The organism is Mesorhizobium muleiense (genome assembly GCF_900099905.1).
GTDB classification, from domain to species: domain Bacteria; phylum Pseudomonadota; class Alphaproteobacteria; order Rhizobiales; family Rhizobiaceae; genus Mesorhizobium; species Mesorhizobium muleiense.
The window spans coordinates 80,176-96,445 of record NZ_FNEE01000012.1 but is presented as its reverse complement, the minus strand read 5'-3'; the positions used below and the strand labels follow the sequence as shown (position 1 = coordinate 96,445).

Genomic DNA, 16,270 nt, shown 5'->3' with positions numbered 1-16,270 from the left:
TACGCTGATTGGCGATACGCCTTGACCGCTGGAACCAGCCATTGTCCGCAGCGCTTGTCTAACGCCGGGCATCGTGAACGTGCCATGAGCCTGCGCCGCAAAACAGGCGCTGAGCGCGAGGATCTGCAGAAATGTCGATGCCGTCTTCATAGTCGTTCAGCCAATAGTTCTCTGCCTGAGCGTTGGTCGCTTCAGCGCTGCGTTCGGTTCATGGAGATCTTTGACCCAAGGACGGATGGTCCCGCTCTGGCCCGACAGGCAGCGGCATATTTTTGGCAATCGTCCGTGGATGCGCCGATTGCATGGGACCAGCCGAGTTGCTATGCCGCCTGGACCATTTCGCCGCGTGAGCACAATTTATGCCCGACCTGCTTTTAGAACTTCGTTCGGAAGAGATTCCCGCGCGCATGCAGCGCAAGGCGGCGGGCGACCTGAAGAAGATGATGACGGACGGTCTGGTCGAGGCCGGGCTGACCTATGAGGCGGCGCGCGAATATTGGACGCCGCGCCGGCTGGCGCTCGACATTCGCGGCGTGACCGCGCGCTCGAAGGACATAAGCGAGGAGATCAAGGGACCCTCGACCAAAGCGCCCGAACAGGCGGTCCAAGGTTTTCTGCGCAAGGCCGGTCTTTCCTCGATCGCCGAGGCGCATGTCCACGCCGATCCGAAGAAGGGCGACTTCTATGTCGCCCATATTGCCAAGCCGGGCCGGGCGGCCGAGACGATAATCGCTGAACTGGTGCCGGGCATCATCCGCGACTTTCCATGGCCGAAATCGATGCGCTGGGGGCCGGCCTCGGCGAAACCGGGATCGTTGCGCTGGGTGCGGCCGCTGCAGTCCATCCTCTGCACCTTCGGCCCGGAGACCGAGGAGCCGGTGGTCGTCGATTTCGAGATCGACGGCATCCGCTCGGGAAACATCACCTACGGCCATCGTTTTCATGCGCCGGGCGCTATCGGCGTGCGCCGTTTTGACGACTATGCCGCCAAGCTGGAGGCGGCGAAGGTTGTGCTCGACGCCGACCGGCGCAAGCAGATCATCCTTGCCGACGCAAGGAATCTCGCTTTCGCCAACGGGCTCAACCTTGTCGAGGACGAGGGGCTGCTTGAGGAAGTGTCAGGCCTGGTCGAATGGCCGGTCGCGCTGATGGGCGAATTCGAGCAGGACTTTCTCGCCATTCCGGCCGAGGTGATCCGGCTGACGATCCGCGCCAACCAGAAGTGTTTTGTGACGCGGCCGCAGGGCGCCGGCGAGGAGCTTTCCAACCGCTTCGTCCTGACCGCCAACATCGAGGCCAGCGACGGCGGCAAGGAGATCGCCCACGGCAACGGCAAGGTGGTGCGCGCCCGCCTTTCCGACGCGCTCTATTTCTGGAAGACCGACCAGGGCGATTTGCCCGACCTCGACCAGTTGCAGGCATCGGCGGAAAAGTTCGGGCTCGATCTCAAGAAGCCGCTCGACCAGCGCATGGCCCGCCTCGACCATCTCGGCGTCACCTTCCACGCCAAGCTCGGCACGCAGGGTGAGCGGGTGGAGCGGATCAAGAGGCTGGCCGAAGAACTGGCGCCGATAGTGGCGAGCGGAATCTCCCCCCTTGAGGGGGAGATGGCAAGCGGTGGCAAGGAGGGCAGGCCAGAGGGGGTCGTTGCGCGTGGATCAGCGACCCCCTCTGTCGCCTTCGGCGACATCTCCCCCTCAAGGGGGGAGATTACCGCGCTTGCACGTCGCGCTGTCGTCCTGGCCAAGGCCGACCTCACCACCGAGGTGGTCGGCGAGTTCCCGGAATTGCAGGGCGCCATGGGCAGCAAATATGCGCTGCTGCAGGGCGAGCATCCCTCGGTCGCCGCCGCCGTCGAGGAGCACTATAAGCCGCAGGGCCCGTCCGACCGCGTGCCGACCGATCCGGTATCGGTGGCCGTAGCGCTCGCCGACAAGCTCGACATGCTGGTCGGGTTCTGGGCGATTGACGAAAAACCGACCGGGTCGAAAGACCCCTATGCGCTTAGGAGGGCGGCGCTGGGAGTGATCAGGATTTTGGTCGAGAATCGTGTCCGGCTTGCGCTGACATCTCTCTTCGACCGCGCTTACCAGATGGCGAACTATCTTGCGTCCGGACGGCCCTTTAGCTCCGACCTCCTGTCCTTCTTCCACGACCGCCTAAAAGTCTATCTGCGCGACCAGGGCGCGCGGCATGATTTGATAGATGCTGTGTTGGCCGGTGGCGCTGCCCCCTCATCCGGCCCTTCGGGCCACCTTCTCCCCGCTGGGGAGAAGAGGCTGGCACCGGCGTTGGCGACCTCTTCTCCCCTCGGGGAGAAGGTGGCCGCAGAGCGGCCGGATGAGGGGGCTTCGCGGTCCAACGACGATCTCCTGCAAATCGTCCGCCGTGTCAAAGCCCTTGGCACCTTCCTCGACACCGAGGACGGCAAGAACCTGCTTGCCGGCACCAAGCGCGCGGCCAACATCCTGGCGGCCGAGGAGAAGAAGAAAACGACGATCGCCGAACATGTTGAGCCGGCTCTATTCCGGGAAGATGCCGAGAAATCGCTGTTTGCCGCGGTGAACCAGGCCGAGAAGGAAGCCGGCCAAGCGATTCACAACGAAGACTTTTCCGCCGCCATGCTGGCGCTTAGCGCGTTGCGTGAACCGGTTGATTCATTCTTCGAACGTGTTCTTGTGAATGATGAGGACCAGACCGTGCGCGCCAACCGCCTGGCGTTGCTGGCGCGCATCCGGGCAGCGACCGACCAGGTCGCGGATTTCTCGAAGATCGCCGGCTGAGGCTTGGCAGTTCAGGCGAGCGTCCCGCGAACTTCTATCTGGCCTGGTCGATCTCGGGGATGGGCGTTGGTTGCGGCGCTGCGGGCTCAGGCGGGCTGTTCGTTGCCGTTGTTTTTTTGTCGGATTTTGTAGCTGCCCCGGGCGCTGCGGCAGCAGTTGCCGCAGCAGGTGCGGGGCTGGGCGCCGGCTTTGTGAAGGCGTCACCGACGATGCCGCCGCGAATGATCATCGGGCTTTGCGTGAAATCGTGCTTGGGCTCGGGCTGGCTCGGGATCGCAGAAACTTTTTCATAGGTGACATCGGGCACTGGTTCGCCGAGCGCCACGATCGATGGCGTCGAGGAGTTGCCAGCCACCTTCGCCGGCTCAGGCGCGCCGAGCCTGATGACGGACGGGGTCGAGGATGGTGCACCGGGAACAACGAAGGACGAAGCCTGTGCTGTGCCCGCCGCCAGAGTGAGGCCAAGCGCCCCCAAAATACGCACCCAGACCATGATAGTTCCCCTTGCCCAACAGGCCGGCACCATAGCTTCCGGGAATTGATGCGGGCTTGCCAGGAAAGCTGGCATTTTAGCGATTGGCGATTCGCTTCCGCCCGGACTTGCCCCGTGAACGTCACCGTATTACGCACCGACATCCGTAAGGTCCCGCTTCTGTAAGGTGATGAGAGTGGCTGAGATACTTGCCGCCGGCGAGGCGATGGAGCGGGCGCTGGCGCTGCTCGAAGGCGGCGATGTCGTCGCCATTCCGACCGAAACCGTCTACGGGCTGGCCGCCGATGCCACCAATGGCGTTGGCGTGGCGCGCATCTTCGAGGTCAAGGGCCGGCCGCGCTTCAATCCGCTGATCGCCCATGTCGCCGATCTGGCGATGGCTGAGCGCATCGCGCTGTTCGATCCCGTGTCGAAACGCCTGGCGCAGACATTCTGGCCGGGACCGCTGACGCTGGTGCTGCCGCAGCGGCCCGGCAACGGCATTCATCCGCTGGTCACCGCCGGGCTCGATACGGTCGCGCTGCGCATGCCGAAAGGCTTTGGCGGCCAACTGATCGCCAGGCTCGGACGCCCGCTTGCAGCGCCCAGCGCCAATTCCTCAGGCAGGATCAGCGCAACGACGGCCGAGGCCGTGGCCGCCGATCTCGGTCCAAAAATCAAGCTGGTGGTCGATGGCGGCGCGACGTCGGTCGGGGTCGAATCGACAATCGTGAAGATAGAGGGCGGAAAGCTGCGGCTGCTGCGGCCGGGCGGCATTGCCGCCGAAGAGATCGAAGCGGCCGCAGGCATGAAGCTGCGGCGCGGCGCGGCGGGCATCGAGGCGCCGGGCATGCTCGCCTCGCATTACGCGCCGGGTGCTGCGGTGCGGGTCAACGCCGCAAAAGTCGCAAAGGGCGAAGCCTTGCTGGCGTTCGGCCCCCGCCGTGCCGAAGGCTGGCAAGGCGCCGCCGCCTTGCGCAACCTGTCCGCAACCGGCGACCTGCGCGAGGCCGCGGCCAACCTCTTTGCCCATATGCAGGATCTCGATCGCAGCGGCGCCAAGACAATCGCCGTCGAGCCGATCCCCTCCGACGGGCTGGGCGAGGCGATCAACGACCGGCTTTCGCGCGCCGCCGCCCCTCGTGACAAGATCGATGGAGCACCATAGTTTCCCATCCATGAACGACATCTCAAGGGATATCGACCCCGCCATCATCGACCGCTTTGCGGCAATCGTCGGCGACAAATATGCGCTTCGCGACCAGCAGGATATCGCGCCTTACCTCACGGAGAGGCGCGGCCTGTGGCATGGCCGGACGGCGCTGGTGCTGAGGCCCGGCAGCGTCGACGAGGTCAGCCGCATCATGCAGCTGGCAACCGAGACGGGAACGCCGGTCGTGCCGCAAAGCGGCAACACCGGGCTGGTCGGCGCGCAGGTGCCGGACACGTCCGGCCGCCAGATCGTGCTGTCGCTGTCGCGGCTGAACCGCATCCGCGAGATCGACGTCCTGTCCAACACGGTCACCGTCGAGGCCGGAGTCATCCTGCAGACGCTGCAGGAAGCGGCCGATGCCGCCGACCGGCTGTTTCCGCTGTCGCTTGCCGCGCAAGGCTCCTGCCAGATCGGCGGCAATCTCTCTTCCAATGCCGGCGGCACCGGCGTTCTCGCCTATGGCAATGCGCGTGAGCTGTGCCTCGGCGTCGAGGTGGTGCTGCCGACCGGCGAGGTGTTCGACGATCTGCGCAAGCTGAAGAAGGACAACACCGGTTACGATCTAAAAAACCTGTTCATCGGTGCGGAAGGCACGCTCGGCGTCATCACCGCCGCCGTGCTCAAGCTTTTCCCAAAGCCCAAGGGGCGCGAGGTGGCCTTTGCCGGCCTGTCGTCACCTGAGGCGGCACTGTCCCTGTTCAGCCTGGCGATGGATCGCGCCGGTGCCGCACTCACTGCTTTCGAGCTGATCGGCCAGAGGCCCTACGATTTTACGCTGCTGCACGCGCCAGGCGTCGTGCGGCCGCTGTCCGGCGATTGGCCATGGTATGTGCTGATGCAGATCTCTTCGGGTCGCTCGGCTGAGGATGCGAGGGCCCTCATCGAGGAGGTGCTCTCAGCCGGCCTCGAGCAGGAGATCGTCGGCGATGCGGTGATTGCGGCGAGCATCGCGCAGGGCGATGCCTTCTGGAGTTTCCGCGAGCTGCTGCCCGAGGCGCAGAAGCCCGAAGGCGCCTCGATCAAGCACGACATCTCCGTGCCGGTGGCGGCCATCCCGCAATTCATCGAAAAGGCAGCCGGCGCCGTTCAAACGGCAATCTCCACTACAACATCTCCCGGCCGATCGGTGGCGATGACGAGGCGTTTCTCCGGCTCTATCACGCCATGAACAAGGCCGTGCACGATGTCGTGCGCAGCCTTCACGGCTCGATCTCGGCCGAGCACGGCATCGGCCAGCTGAAGCGGGATGAATTGATCGCGACGGCGCCGCCGATGGCGATCGAACTGATGCGCAGGGTGAAGACGGCCTTCGACCCGGCCGGCATCATGAATCCCGGTAAGGTTATCTGATCCTTTCGCCGTCTTGTGAATGGTTGCATTCCGATAACCATCGCCTCGAGATCAGCAAAATTTAACCGACTTTCTTAAGCGCTGCGATAAGAAGCCCGCGCTAATGTTTCCCCACAACGAGGCCGGAAAAACCGGCCCGGAGAACCGGAAGACCGGCTCTCAGGAGAGACAGGAAAGGCACGATATGAACACTGGACTGAAGCCAGTCTGGGCTGGGCGCAATATGCGCCTCGACCCACTCCGCCTGCCGCAGGTGGTAAGCTACGCGACGCGCGACGACTATGGCGACGTTACCTTCACCATCGACCATCGTGGCGCCGTCATTCGCCGCGTGCTGGAGATGAGCGGCCTGCCGGCGTTCATCGCTCTGCCCGCCAATGCGTTTCGTGGCGTGGCAGCCCGCGCAATGGAGGACCCGGACGGCAATGTCACGGTGACGCTGGAGCTTCTGCACAATGATCCGATGCTGTCAGTGCCGCTGCTGGTGGCCGACGATCTCGAGGATGTCGCCGCCGACTGGCGCGCCTGGGCCGATGCTTACCGTCTGCCGATGCTTCTGATCGAATCCGACGGCATCGCCCGCACGCTGGAGGAATCGCTTGGCGTCGCCATCAAGACATTACCCGCGCAGGACCGTCGCAGGGGTCGGCTTTCGACCATGCGTCGTCCGCGCTTCCTCGCCCGCCGCAGGGCCGGCGCCCTCGGCCTCAGGCTGGTGATCGGCGGCCAGGAAATTATTTCGCGCGACGAATAGAGCGAGCGCTTTCCCTTCTCCCCTTGTGGGTCCCACAAGGGGAGAAGGAAAAAAGCCGCTACACCAGCGGCTTCAGCGCCACCCACAACGCACCGCCGATCAGGCCGAGGAAGACCAGCCAGCCGACCTGGTTGTTCGACCTGAACAGAAGCATGCACTGGTCGGGATCGTCGATGTCGAGCACGGTGATCTGCCGCGCCATATGGGCGCCGGCCGCGACCAGCCCGGCCAGCGCCGGCACCGGCGCCTGCGCCGCCGCGAAGGCGACGGCGAAGCAGACCAGCGCTCCGCCATAAAACCCGACGAGCCAGGTCTTGGTGTTGTCGCCGAACAGGCGTGCGGTCGAGCGCACGCCGACGATGGCGTCGTCTTCCTTGTCCTGATGCGCATAGATCGTGTCGTAGCCGATCACCCACAGGATCGACCCGATATAGAGCATGACGGCCGGGCCATCGAGATCGCCGAACTCGACCGCCCATCCCATCAGCGCACCCCAGGAAAAGGCAAGGCCGAGAACCAGTTGCGGCCAATTGATAAATCGCTTCATGAACGGGTAGATGGCGACGACGGCGAGCGAGCAGATGCCGAGCAGGACGGCAAAGCTGTTGAACTGCAGAAGCACGGCGAGTCCAATCAGTGCCTGGATCAAGAGAAACGCCCAGGCCTGCCGGCGCGTGACCTTTCCCGCCGGCAGCGGCCGCGAGCGCGTGCGTTCCACCTGGTTGTCGATGTCCTGGTCGACCAGGTCGTTGTAGGTGCAGCCGGCGCCGCGCATGGCGACGGCGCCGATCAGGAACAGCACGAGATACCATGGCGCCGGCAGCAGCGAGAGCAGGGGATCAGTAGGGCGTGGATAGGCACTCGCGGCAAGGGCTGCCGACCACCAGCATGGCCACAGCAGCAACTGCCAGCCGATCGGCCGGTCCCACCGGGCAAGCTGCGCATAGGGCCATGTCAGGCGTGGCAGGATGCGGTAGACCCAGTGGCCGCTCGGCGCATCGGCGACGCGGCCCTGGGCTGCTTTCGACTGGATGGGTTCCATTGTGCTGAAGTGGCAGCAGCGGCGAACGCCGTCAAGCGTCAAGCGGGCCGAACCATTCCACGTTCCCGTGTGGAATTGCGCTCAAAGTCTTCCAAATGTCTTGACCCATCGTACGGGGCGCAATAGCGCAGTCCTGATCGTGGAATGGCAAGGGACCTGGGCATGCGCGTATTGTTGATCGGCTCCGGCGGCCGCGAACATGCCTTGGCCTGGAAGATCGCGGCCTCGCCGCTGCTGACCAAGCTCTACGCGGCGCCCGGCAACCCCGGCATCGGCCGCGAAGCCGAACTGGTGACGCTCGACATTGCCGATCATGCGGCGGTGGCCCGGTTCTGCACGGAGAAAAAGATCGACCTCGTCGTGGTCGGGCCGGAAGGGCCGCTGGTCGCCGGCATTGCCGACGACCTTCGCGCTGAAAACATTCGCGTCTTCGGCCCGTCCAGGGCGGCGGCGCGGCTGGAAGGTTCTAAGGGTTTCACCAAGGATCTCTGTGCGAAATACGACATCCCGACCGCCGCATATGGCCGCTTCGGCGATCTGGCGTCGGCCAGGGCCCATGTCGAAAAGACGGGCGCGCCGATCGTCATCAAGGCCGACGGCCTCGCCGCCGGCAAGGGCGTTACCGTCGCCATGAATTTGGCCGAGGCGCTGGCAGCGCTCGATACCTGTTTCGACGGGTCCTTCGGACAGGCCGGCGCGGAGGTGGTCGTCGAGGAGTTTCTCACCGGCGAGGAGGCGAGCTTCTTTTGCCTGTGCGACGGCGCCACCGCGCTGCCGTTCGGCACCGCGCAGGACCACAAACGCCTCGGTGACGGCGACGTCGGTCCGAACACCGGCGGCATGGGGGCCTATTCGCCGGCCCCGGTGATGACCCCGGAGATGATCGACCGCACCATGCGCGAGATCATCGAGCCGACCATGCGCGGCATGGCCGAGCTTGGCACGCCGTTTTCCGGCGTGCTGTTTGCCGGGCTGATGATATCAGGCGATGGGCCGAAGCTGATCGAATACAACACCCGTTTCGGCGATCCGGAATGCCAGGTGCTGATGATGCGGCTGAAGGACGATCTCCTGGTCCTGCTCAACGCTGCCGCCGACGGCCAGCTTGCACATACCTCAGTGCGCTGGCGCAACGAGGCGGCGCTCACCGTGGTGATGGCGGCAAGGGGGTACCCCGGCACGCCGGAAAAGGGCTCGGTCATCCGCGGCGTCGAACAGGCCGCGGGCGATGGCGTCGAGATCTTTCATGCCGGCACCGCCATCGACAGCGGCGCGCTGGTCGCCAATGGCGGCCGTGTGCTCGGTGTCACGGCGACCGGCGGCACGGTCGGCGAGGCGCAGCGGCGAGCCTACGCGGCGCTCGACCGGATCGATTGGCCGCAAGGTTTTTGCCGCCGCGACATCGGCTGGCAGGCCGTGGCCCGCGAGCAGGCGGGCTGACGTCCAAGATTAGCGGGGGCAAGATTAGCGGGGGCTACGATCGAACTCGGTCGACGCAGTGCTGACCGGATCGGTGGGCACGGCTTCAACGGCCGATGCGGAGGGCTTTTCCTTTGGCAGCCACCCCAGATAGTCGGCGATCCGGCGCGGAAGACGCAGCGCTGTCCCTACGGCAGGCATTTGCAAGCTGCCGCGGAACTTGGACCAGCCCGCGCTGAACATGGCGACCATTTCGGTGAAGCTCGGCGGCGGCGCCACGGTCGCATAGGTAAGGGTGACATTGCCGGCAAGGCCGGCCGCCCGCGAGAGTGGCAGCGGTATCGAGGCGAGGTAATCCGGCTGCGCGTCGATCAGGCCGCCGAACGGCCATTGCGCGCGCAAGGCGGCGGCATCCATCGGTGCGACATTGACATCGATGTCGTTGGGCGTGCCAGCCACCCGATAGGGGCAGCGGAACCGGCCGCAATTGGCTTTTGCCGAAAACTGCCAGAGTGCGTAGCCTTGCCAGTTGCCCATCGGAAAATGCACGCCAATGTCGGGCTTGTAGCGCGCATACCAGAGCGGCAGCCGCGACAGCAGCCGGTATTTGTACTTGTTGTCGGCGATGTGCTTGGCGGTCTTGCCGTTGGTGTAGAGCACCGGAAAACGGCCAATCCGCCGATGCACATGGCGCACGAACTCCTCTGCATCCTCGAGCGACATCCATTTCGTCGGGTCGTCATCCTCGATGTCGAGGGCGAGCAGGTCGTCCGGACCAGGTTTCGCGAAATTGATGAAATTATTTGCCTGTCCGACGGGGTTGCCCGGGCGGGCGAGATGGTAAGCACCCCATTTCAGGCCGAGCGCCTTGGCCACCACCTTGCGCGTCTGGAACAGTTCCTGTGCCACCGCATGGCGCTTCCACAGCGCCTTGCAGAGCCGCGTCGCGGTCTCGTCGCCGAAACAGAAATACGCTGGTGGCATCCCGTCGGACGCCTTGTTGATGAAGCCGACGATGCGCTTGTCGGTGGCAAGCTCGGCCCAGTCGATGGGATTGTATTCGTAGGCGTCGATCACCAGCGCCCGGTCGGCATTCTTCCAGGGCGCGGAGAAGTCCGAGGCTTGTGCCGGCGCCAACGCCATTGCCGTCGCGGTCGCGACGGCGAGGAGTCCTGGGCGGCGAAGAGGGTGCGCCGGCGGCTTCAAACAGCAGATCCTTGCTGGCCAAAGCCTGATCCTGAACCGCCATGGTTAAGGAAATACTTTCGGCGGCCCGCGGCGACCGCCGCAATCGTGCCGCGGATGGCTTTGCTGGTCATCAACGGAGGGCGAGCGGGTGGAACGGGTCGGGCGCCGGCGCCTGCGGCAGCGTACCCTCAGCCTGGCGCTTGCGGTGATGGGTCAGCGAGCATTGCGGCGAACACAGAATGCCGCGATCCGACCAATAGGCGGCGCCGTCCTCGATCTTGCCGCGATGGTGACAAAAACCTGCCGCTCGATAGGGCAGGCCGCATTCGGTGCAGCGATAGGCGTCAGGTCTGGCGAGCACGGGCGGTCCCCTCGATATTCTTGATCGGTCGCCGGTCGACTTGTCCGGCTTTTTTGCCGATTTTAGCGTGAACAATTCCAAATGCAAAATCCGCGTGACAAAATTTGACGTTTACGTAAAAAGAAGGCGAGAGAGGCGACCCAAAAGCGGATGGTCTTGTGTCGGCACGGATCTTAAGTTGGCTTGCCGGACAGAGGAGGAGCGAGCGGCATGTACCGGGCACCAGTCGAGGAAATCGCCTTCACGCTGAAGCATGTGGCCGGCTTGAAGCCGGCGCTTGACGCCGGCACCTTTGGCGACCTTGGCGAAGACCTCGTCGACGCCATTCTGGCGGAAGCCGGCCGCTTTGCCGGCGAAGAGGTCGCGCCGCTCTACAAGATCGGCGATGAACAAGGCGCGGTGCTGAGCGGCGCGGCCGTCACCATGCCGCCCGGCTGGAAGGAACTTTATCGCCGCTGGATCGACGGCGGCTGGAACGCGCTGTCCGCGCCGGAGGAGTTCGGCGGCCAGGCGTTGCCGACCATGCTGGGCGTCGCCGCGCTCGAAATGTGGAACTCCGCCGCCATGGCCTTCGGCATCGGCCCGACGCTGACCATGGGCGCGGTCGAAGCGCTCGACAAGCATGCTTCACCGGCGCTGAAGGCCAAATACCTGGAAAAGCTCGTCTCGGGCGAATGGACGGGCACCATGAACCTGACCGAGCCGCAGGCGGGCTCGGATCTGAATGCCTTGCGCGCTCGCGCCGAGCCGGCCGGCGACGGCACCTACCGCATCTTCGGCCAGAAGATTTTCATCACCTATGGCGAGCACGATCTTACCGACAACATCATCCACCTGGTGCTGGCGCGGCTGCCGGGCGCGCCGGCCGGCACGCGCGGCCTTTCGCTGTTCCTGGTGCCGAAATTCCTGGTCGGCGATAATGGCGCGCTTGGCGCACGCAACGACGTCTTCTGCTCCGGGCTGGAGCACAAACTGGGCATCCACGCCTCGCCGACCTGCACTATGATCTATGGCGACGGTTTCGAAGGGACCGCCCCCGGCGCGATCGGCTGGCTGATCGGCGAGGAAAACAAGGGCCTCGCCTGCATGTTCACCATGATGAACAATGCGCGGCTCGCCGTCGGCATGCAGGGCGTTGCGGTTGCCGAAACGGCCACGCAGAAGGCGCTCGCCTACGCCAATGAACGCCGGCAAGGCAAGACCGCGAGCTATGATGGCAGCGGCATGGCGCCGATCGTCCATCACCCCGACGTGCAGCGCAATCTCCTGACCATGAAGGCGCTGACCCAGATTGCGCGCGCCATCAGCTATTGCTGCGCGCACGCCATCGACCATGCGCGCGTATCCGTCGGCGATGAAGCCGTCCATTGGCAGGAGCGCGCCAATCTGCTGACGCCGCTGGCCAAGGCCTTTTCCACCGATGTCGGCGTCGAGGTCGCCTCGCTCGGGCTGCAGGTTCATGGCGGCATGGGATACATCGAGGAGACCGGTGCGGCAGCACTTTATCGCGACGCGCGCATCGCGCCGATCTACGAAGGCACCAATGGCATCCAGGCGATAGACCTGGTGGCGCGCAAGCTGCCGCTTGGCGGCGGCGAGCATGTGCATGGCTACATCGCCGAACTGAAAGCCGTCGCCAATCAAGCGCGGACCTCGAACCTTCAAGGTTTTGGCCGCACCGCCGATGGCCTCGACCAGGCGCTCGACGACCTCAGCCAGGCGACGCGCTTCCTGCAAGGGCTGCTCGCCGACGGCCGCTCGGACGCGGCGCTGGCCGGTGCGACGCCTTATCTGCGGCTGATCTCGCTGGCGGCGGGCGGCGCCTATCTGGCGCGCGGCGCGCTTGCCGATCAAAGCCGCATCGCCATTTGCCGCTTCTTCGCCGAAAACCTGCTTGGCGAGGCGAGCGCGCTGAAGGAGCGTGTCATCGGCGGCGCCGAGAGCCTTGCGGCTGCCGGCCAGACACTGATTTCTGCCTGACAGCCACCAGGTCGACGTTTCACTAAGCCCGGCGTTTCACAAAGGATCACCCGTGACAGACCATATCCTCGTCGAGCGCCAGGGCGCCATCCAGATCATCCGCATGAACCGTCTGGACAAGAAGAACGCCTTGACGCGGGCCATGTATGCGAAAATGTCAAAAACCCTTGCCGAGGGCGACGCCGATCCGGCGATCCGCGTCCATGTCTTCCTCGGCGTTCCAGGCGCCTTTTCGTCCGGCAACGACCTTGCCGATTTCATGGTCGTCGCCACCGGCGGCGACGGCGGCACCGAAGTCTGGGATTTCCTGATGGCGCTGGCCAGGACGGAAAAGCCGATGATTTCCGGCGTCGACGGCATTGCGGTCGGCATCGGCACGACGCTCAACCTGCACTGCGACCTGACCTTCGCCACGCCGCGCACACTATTCCGCACGCCCTTCGTCGATCTCGGACTGGTCCCCGAGGCGGGCTCGAGCCTGCTTGCGCCGCAGATTCTCGGCCGCCAAGGCGCTTTCGCGCTGCTTGGCCTCGGCGAGGGGTTTTCGGCCGAGCGGGCGAAAGCCGCCGGGCTGATCTACGCGGTGGTCGAGGAGAACGAGCTCGAAGCCGCCGTGCTTGCCGCTGCCGGCCAGATCGCGGCCAAGCCGCCGCAGGCAATGAAGATCGCGCGCGACCTGATGCGCGGCTCGCGGGAAGACCTCGTTGCCCGCATCGGCCAGGAAAGCGAGCATTTTCGCGAGCGGCTCAAATCCGACGAGGCCCGCGCTGCCTTGATGGCCTTCATGACCAGGAAGAAGGGATAGCTGGGCTATTAGTTCCCACCACGTCTTCGTCATCCCAGGGTCTGCGCCGCGTCGCTTCGCTCATTGCTTTGCCCTGGGATGACGAAGGGAGGGATGTTTCAGCCAATCCTAGAGGTTTGCGATTGCCACTGAAATTGGCTGAGAGGAAGAGGAATTGTCGACGGTCGCTGCCGATCGGCGCAACCTGTCAAAACCACTGTGCAGAGGACCTAGACGCGCCGACCAAGAGCCTGGAATGTGTCATGCAAATGCATCACATCGTCTGCTAGAGAAGGAGACTGCCATGCCGTCTAACGCACTGGTCCAGACCCGAATTGACGCGGAGGTGAAGGAACGCGCCACGGCGGTTCTGGAAAACATGGGGCTCACGGTTTCCGATGCCGTCCGTATCTTGTTGACGCGCACCGCCAATGAGGGCGCCTTGCCGCTCGAACTTGTCAGCAACAGTGACGCCCATGATGCCTGGTTCCGGGCAAAAGTTCAGCAGGCGCTCGAGGATACGCGGCCGGACGTTGAAGACGTCGACGCCGAATCCCATTTTGCTGCACGCCGGGCGGCAGCGCCTCGCAAGGCGGAGGCAGGTGAGTCTTGAGGCTGGTCTGGGCACGGTTTACCAAGGTGGTTCGGCAAGGATTGCCCCAGGCCCCCTTGGTGAAGCCGCTTAAGGGACCACTCGCTCAGGGATAAAGCCTTGTCTTGTCCCAGCCGCCCTCAGCGTTGCGCGAGAAGACAATGCGATCGTGCAGCCGGAAAGGCCGGTCGTGCCAGAACTCGATCGTCTGCGGCACGATGCGGAAGCCCGACCAGTGTTTGGGTCGCGGGATCTCGCCGATCGCATGGCGCGCCGTGTATTCGGCAACGGCTTTTTCCAGTGCGAAACGGCTCTCCAGCGGCCGCGACTGTTTCGACGCCCATGCCCCGATGCGGCTGCCGCGCGGACGCGTCGCGTAATACGCGTCCGCTTCCACATCGGTAACGATCTCCACCGGCCCCCGTGCACGCACCTGCCGGCGCAGCGATTTCCAGTGAAAGCACATCGCCGCCTTCATGCTGCCAAGAATCTCGCGGCCTTTGGCGCTCTCAAAATTCGTGTAGAACACAAATCCGCTTTCATCGAACCCCTTGAGCAGCACCATCCGCACGTTCGGCATGCCCTCGGCGTCGACGGTCGCCAGCGCCACGCTGTTGGGATCGTTGATCTCGCTCTTCGTCGCGTCGTCAAGCCATGCGGCAAACAGGCGGAATGGCTCGGCAGCCTCGGCAAAGTCACCGCTTGTTAACTCAGTTTCGCTCATAGTTTTTCCAAATTCTATTGCCGGCCGGGGGAGATTGCCGATTGTCGCGCATCGCGCAACTTTTTGACAGCAGGCAATGGCGCCTTATTGCTTCGGCCAACGCGCAAATTGCGGTCAAGGCCGCCGCGATCGTGCTGGTCGCCTTGCCGCTTGCCGCCTGCGGTGCCGGCGGCTTCAGTTTGGAGCAGGCGGAGGTCGACCGTACGATCCTGACCAGCAGCACGCCTGCCTCTGCCATGCCGATCGACCAGGATCGCGCCTCGGACCAGGCGACGATCCGCAACGCGGTGTCTTCAGCCGATATCCAGGAACTTGGCGGGCAGGCCGTTCCGTGGGCGAATTCCGATACCGGTTCGCGCGGCTCGATCACCGAACTGGCGGAGTCCAGGGACCACGGCCAGCTTTGCCGCCGCTTCACCGCCTCACGCGAAAGCTTCGACGGCGTCGCCCTGTTCAAGGGTGAGGTGTGCCTGGCCGGCGCCGGCGCCTGGCGGATGCAGGACTTCAAAGCGCTCTGATTTTCCGCCATCATATGACCGCGCTACTGGAATTTCTTCCTATGCGAGCGCATATAGATGGCAATCATGGACTCACTCCTTCTCCAGGGCAGGAAGCATGCGCGACCCCTATGAGGTGCTGGGCGTTGCCAAGAACGCATCGGCCAAGGATATAAAATCGGCATACCGCAAACTTGCCAAGGAGTATCATCCGGACCAGAATCCGGATCCCAGGGCGAAGGAGCGGTTTGCCGCGGCCAACCAGGCCTACGAGATCGTCGGCGACGAGAAGAACCGTGCGGCTTTCGATCGTGGCGAAATCGACGCCGAGGGCAAGCCGCGCTTTCAAGGCTTCGAGGGCGCCGCCGGCGGCGCCGATCCGTTCGCCGGTTTTCGCCGGCAGCAAGGGCCGGGCGGCTCGCGTTTCGAGTTTCGCTCAGGCCGTCCGAGCGGCGATCCGTTCGACGGCAGCAGCGACATCTTCAGCCAGATTTTCGGCGAGACCTTCTCGCGCGGCGCCGGCATGGGTGCCGGCCGGCAGGCGCCGACCGGCGCCGACCTGAACGTGACGCTCGACATCACCATCGAAGAAGCGGCGACTGCCGAGAAGGTAACGGCGATGTTCCCCGACGGGCGCAAGGTCGCAGTCAAGCTGCCAGCCTATGTCGAAGACGGCCAGACCATCCGGCTGAAAGGCCAGGGCGAGCAAGGGCCGGGGCAACCGGGCGATGCGCTGGTCAAGATCCGCTTCCGGCGGCATCCGCGCTACCGTGTCGAAGGCCGCGACCTCCACGCCGACCTGCCGATTGCGCTGGCGGATGCCGTGCTGGGTGCCAAGGTGGCGGTCGAAACGCCGACCGGCAAGGTTGCAGTCAATGTTCCCGCCTGGTCGAGCTCGGACAAGGTCCTGCGGCTGAAGGGCAGGGGCCTGCCGGAAAAAGTCGGCGGTCATGGTGATCTCTACGCGCATGTGCGGCTGATGCTGCCTGAGGGTGGCGACAGCGATCTCGAAGCGTTGATGCGCAACCGCAAACGCTAGCCTGGCGCGTCAAAGGCGCGCTGCGCCGCAAACGCTCTTGTCTCTCACCTGTCCGTCTTGTTCGACTGCAGG

Annotated in this window: 14 protein-coding genes and 1 pseudogene; 10 read left to right on the top strand and 5 right to left on the bottom strand. The window is 64.4% G+C overall.

The window, feature by feature from the left end; all coding sequences use genetic code 11:
• Positions 1-359: 359 nt before the first annotated feature.
• Positions 360-2,783 (top strand): glycine--tRNA ligase subunit beta, encoded by a 2,424-nt coding sequence (glyS, locus tag BLT09_RS20565; RefSeq protein ID WP_091596038.1) that lies wholly within the window; start codon positions 360-362, stop codon positions 2,781-2,783.
• Positions 2,784-2,817: 34 nt separating this feature from the next.
• On the opposite strand, the gene BLT09_RS20560 is transcribed toward glyS, so the two are convergent.
• Positions 2,818-3,276: a hypothetical protein gene (locus BLT09_RS20560; RefSeq protein WP_091596036.1), complete on the bottom strand. Its 459-nt coding sequence runs from the start codon at positions 3,274-3,276 to the stop codon at positions 2,818-2,820.
• Positions 3,277-3,451: 175 nt separating this feature from the next.
• On the opposite strand from BLT09_RS20560, the gene BLT09_RS20555 reads away from it, so the two are divergent.
• The 3 genes and pseudogenes from BLT09_RS20555 to BLT09_RS20545 all read left to right on the top strand — a co-directional run bounded on the left by BLT09_RS20555 (position 3,452) and on the right by BLT09_RS20545 (position 6,572).
• Positions 3,452-4,423: an L-threonylcarbamoyladenylate synthase gene (locus BLT09_RS20555; protein WP_167366482.1), complete on the top strand. Its 972-nt coding sequence runs from the start codon at positions 3,452-3,454 to the stop codon at positions 4,421-4,423.
• A gap of 10 nt (positions 4,424-4,433) precedes the next feature.
• A pseudogene (locus BLT09_RS20550) lies at positions 4,434-5,818 on the top strand (FAD-binding oxidoreductase).
• A 184-nt stretch (positions 5,819-6,002) separates the two neighbouring features.
• Positions 6,003-6,572, top strand: a complete 570-nt coding sequence (locus tag BLT09_RS20545) for a DUF6101 family protein (protein WP_023799370.1) — start codon at positions 6,003-6,005, stop codon at positions 6,570-6,572.
• A 58-nt stretch (positions 6,573-6,630) separates the two neighbouring features.
• Here the strand turns inward: BLT09_RS20545 and ubiA are convergent, their stop codons facing one another.
• On the bottom strand, positions 6,631-7,614 hold the full coding sequence (gene ubiA / locus BLT09_RS20540; RefSeq protein ID WP_091596032.1) for a 4-hydroxybenzoate octaprenyltransferase: 984 nt from the start codon (positions 7,612-7,614) through the stop codon (positions 6,631-6,633).
• A gap of 162 nt (positions 7,615-7,776) precedes the next feature.
• On the opposite strand from ubiA, the gene purD reads away from it, so the two are divergent.
• Positions 7,777-9,054 (top strand): phosphoribosylamine--glycine ligase, encoded by a 1,278-nt coding sequence (purD, locus tag BLT09_RS20535; protein WP_091596194.1) that lies wholly within the window; start codon positions 7,777-7,779, stop codon positions 9,052-9,054.
• A 24-nt stretch (positions 9,055-9,078) separates the two neighbouring features.
• On the opposite strand, the gene BLT09_RS20530 is transcribed toward purD, so the two are convergent.
• Both BLT09_RS20530 and BLT09_RS20525 read right to left on the bottom strand, forming a co-directional pair.
• Positions 9,079-10,176, bottom strand: coding sequence for a glycoside hydrolase family 25 protein (locus BLT09_RS20530; RefSeq protein ID WP_091596030.1), 1,098 nt, complete (start codon positions 10,174-10,176; stop codon positions 9,079-9,081).
• 175 nt (positions 10,177-10,351) lie between these two features.
• Positions 10,352-10,582, bottom strand: a complete 231-nt coding sequence (locus BLT09_RS20525) for a hypothetical protein (RefSeq protein ID WP_091596192.1) — start codon at positions 10,580-10,582, stop codon at positions 10,352-10,354.
• Positions 10,583-10,792: 210 nt separating this feature from the next.
• On the opposite strand from BLT09_RS20525, the gene BLT09_RS20520 reads away from it, so the two are divergent.
• The 3 genes from BLT09_RS20520 (at position 10,793) to BLT09_RS20510 (ending at position 13,959) form a co-directional block, all read left to right on the top strand.
• The gene (locus tag BLT09_RS20520) at positions 10,793-12,562 is read left to right on the top strand and encodes an acyl-CoA dehydrogenase family protein (protein ID WP_091596028.1); all 1,770 of its coding nucleotides are present in this window, start codon (positions 10,793-10,795) and stop codon (positions 12,560-12,562) included.
• 52 nt (positions 12,563-12,614) lie between these two features.
• Entirely contained in the window at positions 12,615-13,367 is a 753-nt protein-coding gene (locus BLT09_RS20515) for a crotonase/enoyl-CoA hydratase family protein (protein WP_091596026.1), read from the top strand.
• 283 nt (positions 13,368-13,650) lie between these two features.
• Positions 13,651-13,959, top strand: a complete 309-nt coding sequence (locus BLT09_RS20510; protein ID WP_091596024.1) for a type II toxin-antitoxin system RelB/DinJ family antitoxin — start codon at positions 13,651-13,653, stop codon at positions 13,957-13,959.
• Positions 13,960-14,044: 85 nt separating this feature from the next.
• On the opposite strand, the gene pdxH is transcribed toward BLT09_RS20510, so the two are convergent.
• Complete coding sequence (pdxH, locus tag BLT09_RS20505) at positions 14,045-14,662, bottom strand: pyridoxamine 5'-phosphate oxidase (RefSeq protein WP_077381363.1); 618 nt, start codon at positions 14,660-14,662, stop codon at positions 14,045-14,047.
• Positions 14,663-14,703: 41 nt separating this feature from the next.
• Here pdxH and BLT09_RS20500 point away from each other — a divergent pair, with 41 nt between their 5' ends.
• Both BLT09_RS20500 and BLT09_RS20495 read left to right on the top strand, forming a co-directional pair.
• Positions 14,704-15,180 (top strand): RT0821/Lpp0805 family surface protein, encoded by a 477-nt coding sequence (locus BLT09_RS20500; protein WP_091596022.1) that lies wholly within the window; start codon positions 14,704-14,706, stop codon positions 15,178-15,180.
• Positions 15,181-15,277: 97 nt separating this feature from the next.
• The gene (locus tag BLT09_RS20495) at positions 15,278-16,198 is read left to right on the top strand and encodes a DnaJ C-terminal domain-containing protein (RefSeq protein ID WP_091596020.1); all 921 of its coding nucleotides are present in this window, start codon (positions 15,278-15,280) and stop codon (positions 16,196-16,198) included.
• Positions 16,199-16,270 lie beyond the last annotated feature (72 nt).

Bases quoted from the DNA above. Each gene is read 5' to 3' on its own strand.
- glyS (WP_091596038.1), top strand. From the start codon at position 360: ATGCCCGACCTGCTTTTAGAACTTCGTTCGGAAGAGATTCCCGCGCGC.
- BLT09_RS20560 (WP_091596036.1), bottom strand. From the start codon at position 3,276: ATGGTCTGGGTGCGTATTTTGGGGGCGCTTGGCCTCACTCTGGCGGCG.
- BLT09_RS20545 (WP_023799370.1), top strand. From the start codon at position 6,003: ATGAACACTGGACTGAAGCCAGTCTGGGCTGGGCGCAATATGCGCCTC.
- ubiA (WP_091596032.1), bottom strand. From the start codon at position 7,614: ATGGAACCCATCCAGTCGAAAGCAGCCCAGGGCCGCGTCGCCGATGCG.
- purD (WP_091596194.1), top strand. From the start codon at position 7,777: ATGCGCGTATTGTTGATCGGCTCCGGCGGCCGCGAACATGCCTTGGCC.
- BLT09_RS20530 (WP_091596030.1), bottom strand. From the start codon at position 10,176: ATGGCGTTGGCGCCGGCACAAGCCTCGGACTTCTCCGCGCCCTGGAAG.
- BLT09_RS20520 (WP_091596028.1), top strand. From the start codon at position 10,793: ATGTACCGGGCACCAGTCGAGGAAATCGCCTTCACGCTGAAGCATGTG.
- BLT09_RS20510 (WP_091596024.1), top strand. From the start codon at position 13,651: ATGCCGTCTAACGCACTGGTCCAGACCCGAATTGACGCGGAGGTGAAG.
- pdxH (WP_077381363.1), bottom strand. From the start codon at position 14,662: ATGAGCGAAACTGAGTTAACAAGCGGTGACTTTGCCGAGGCTGCCGAG.
- BLT09_RS20495 (WP_091596020.1), top strand. From the start codon at position 15,278: ATGCGCGACCCCTATGAGGTGCTGGGCGTTGCCAAGAACGCATCGGCC.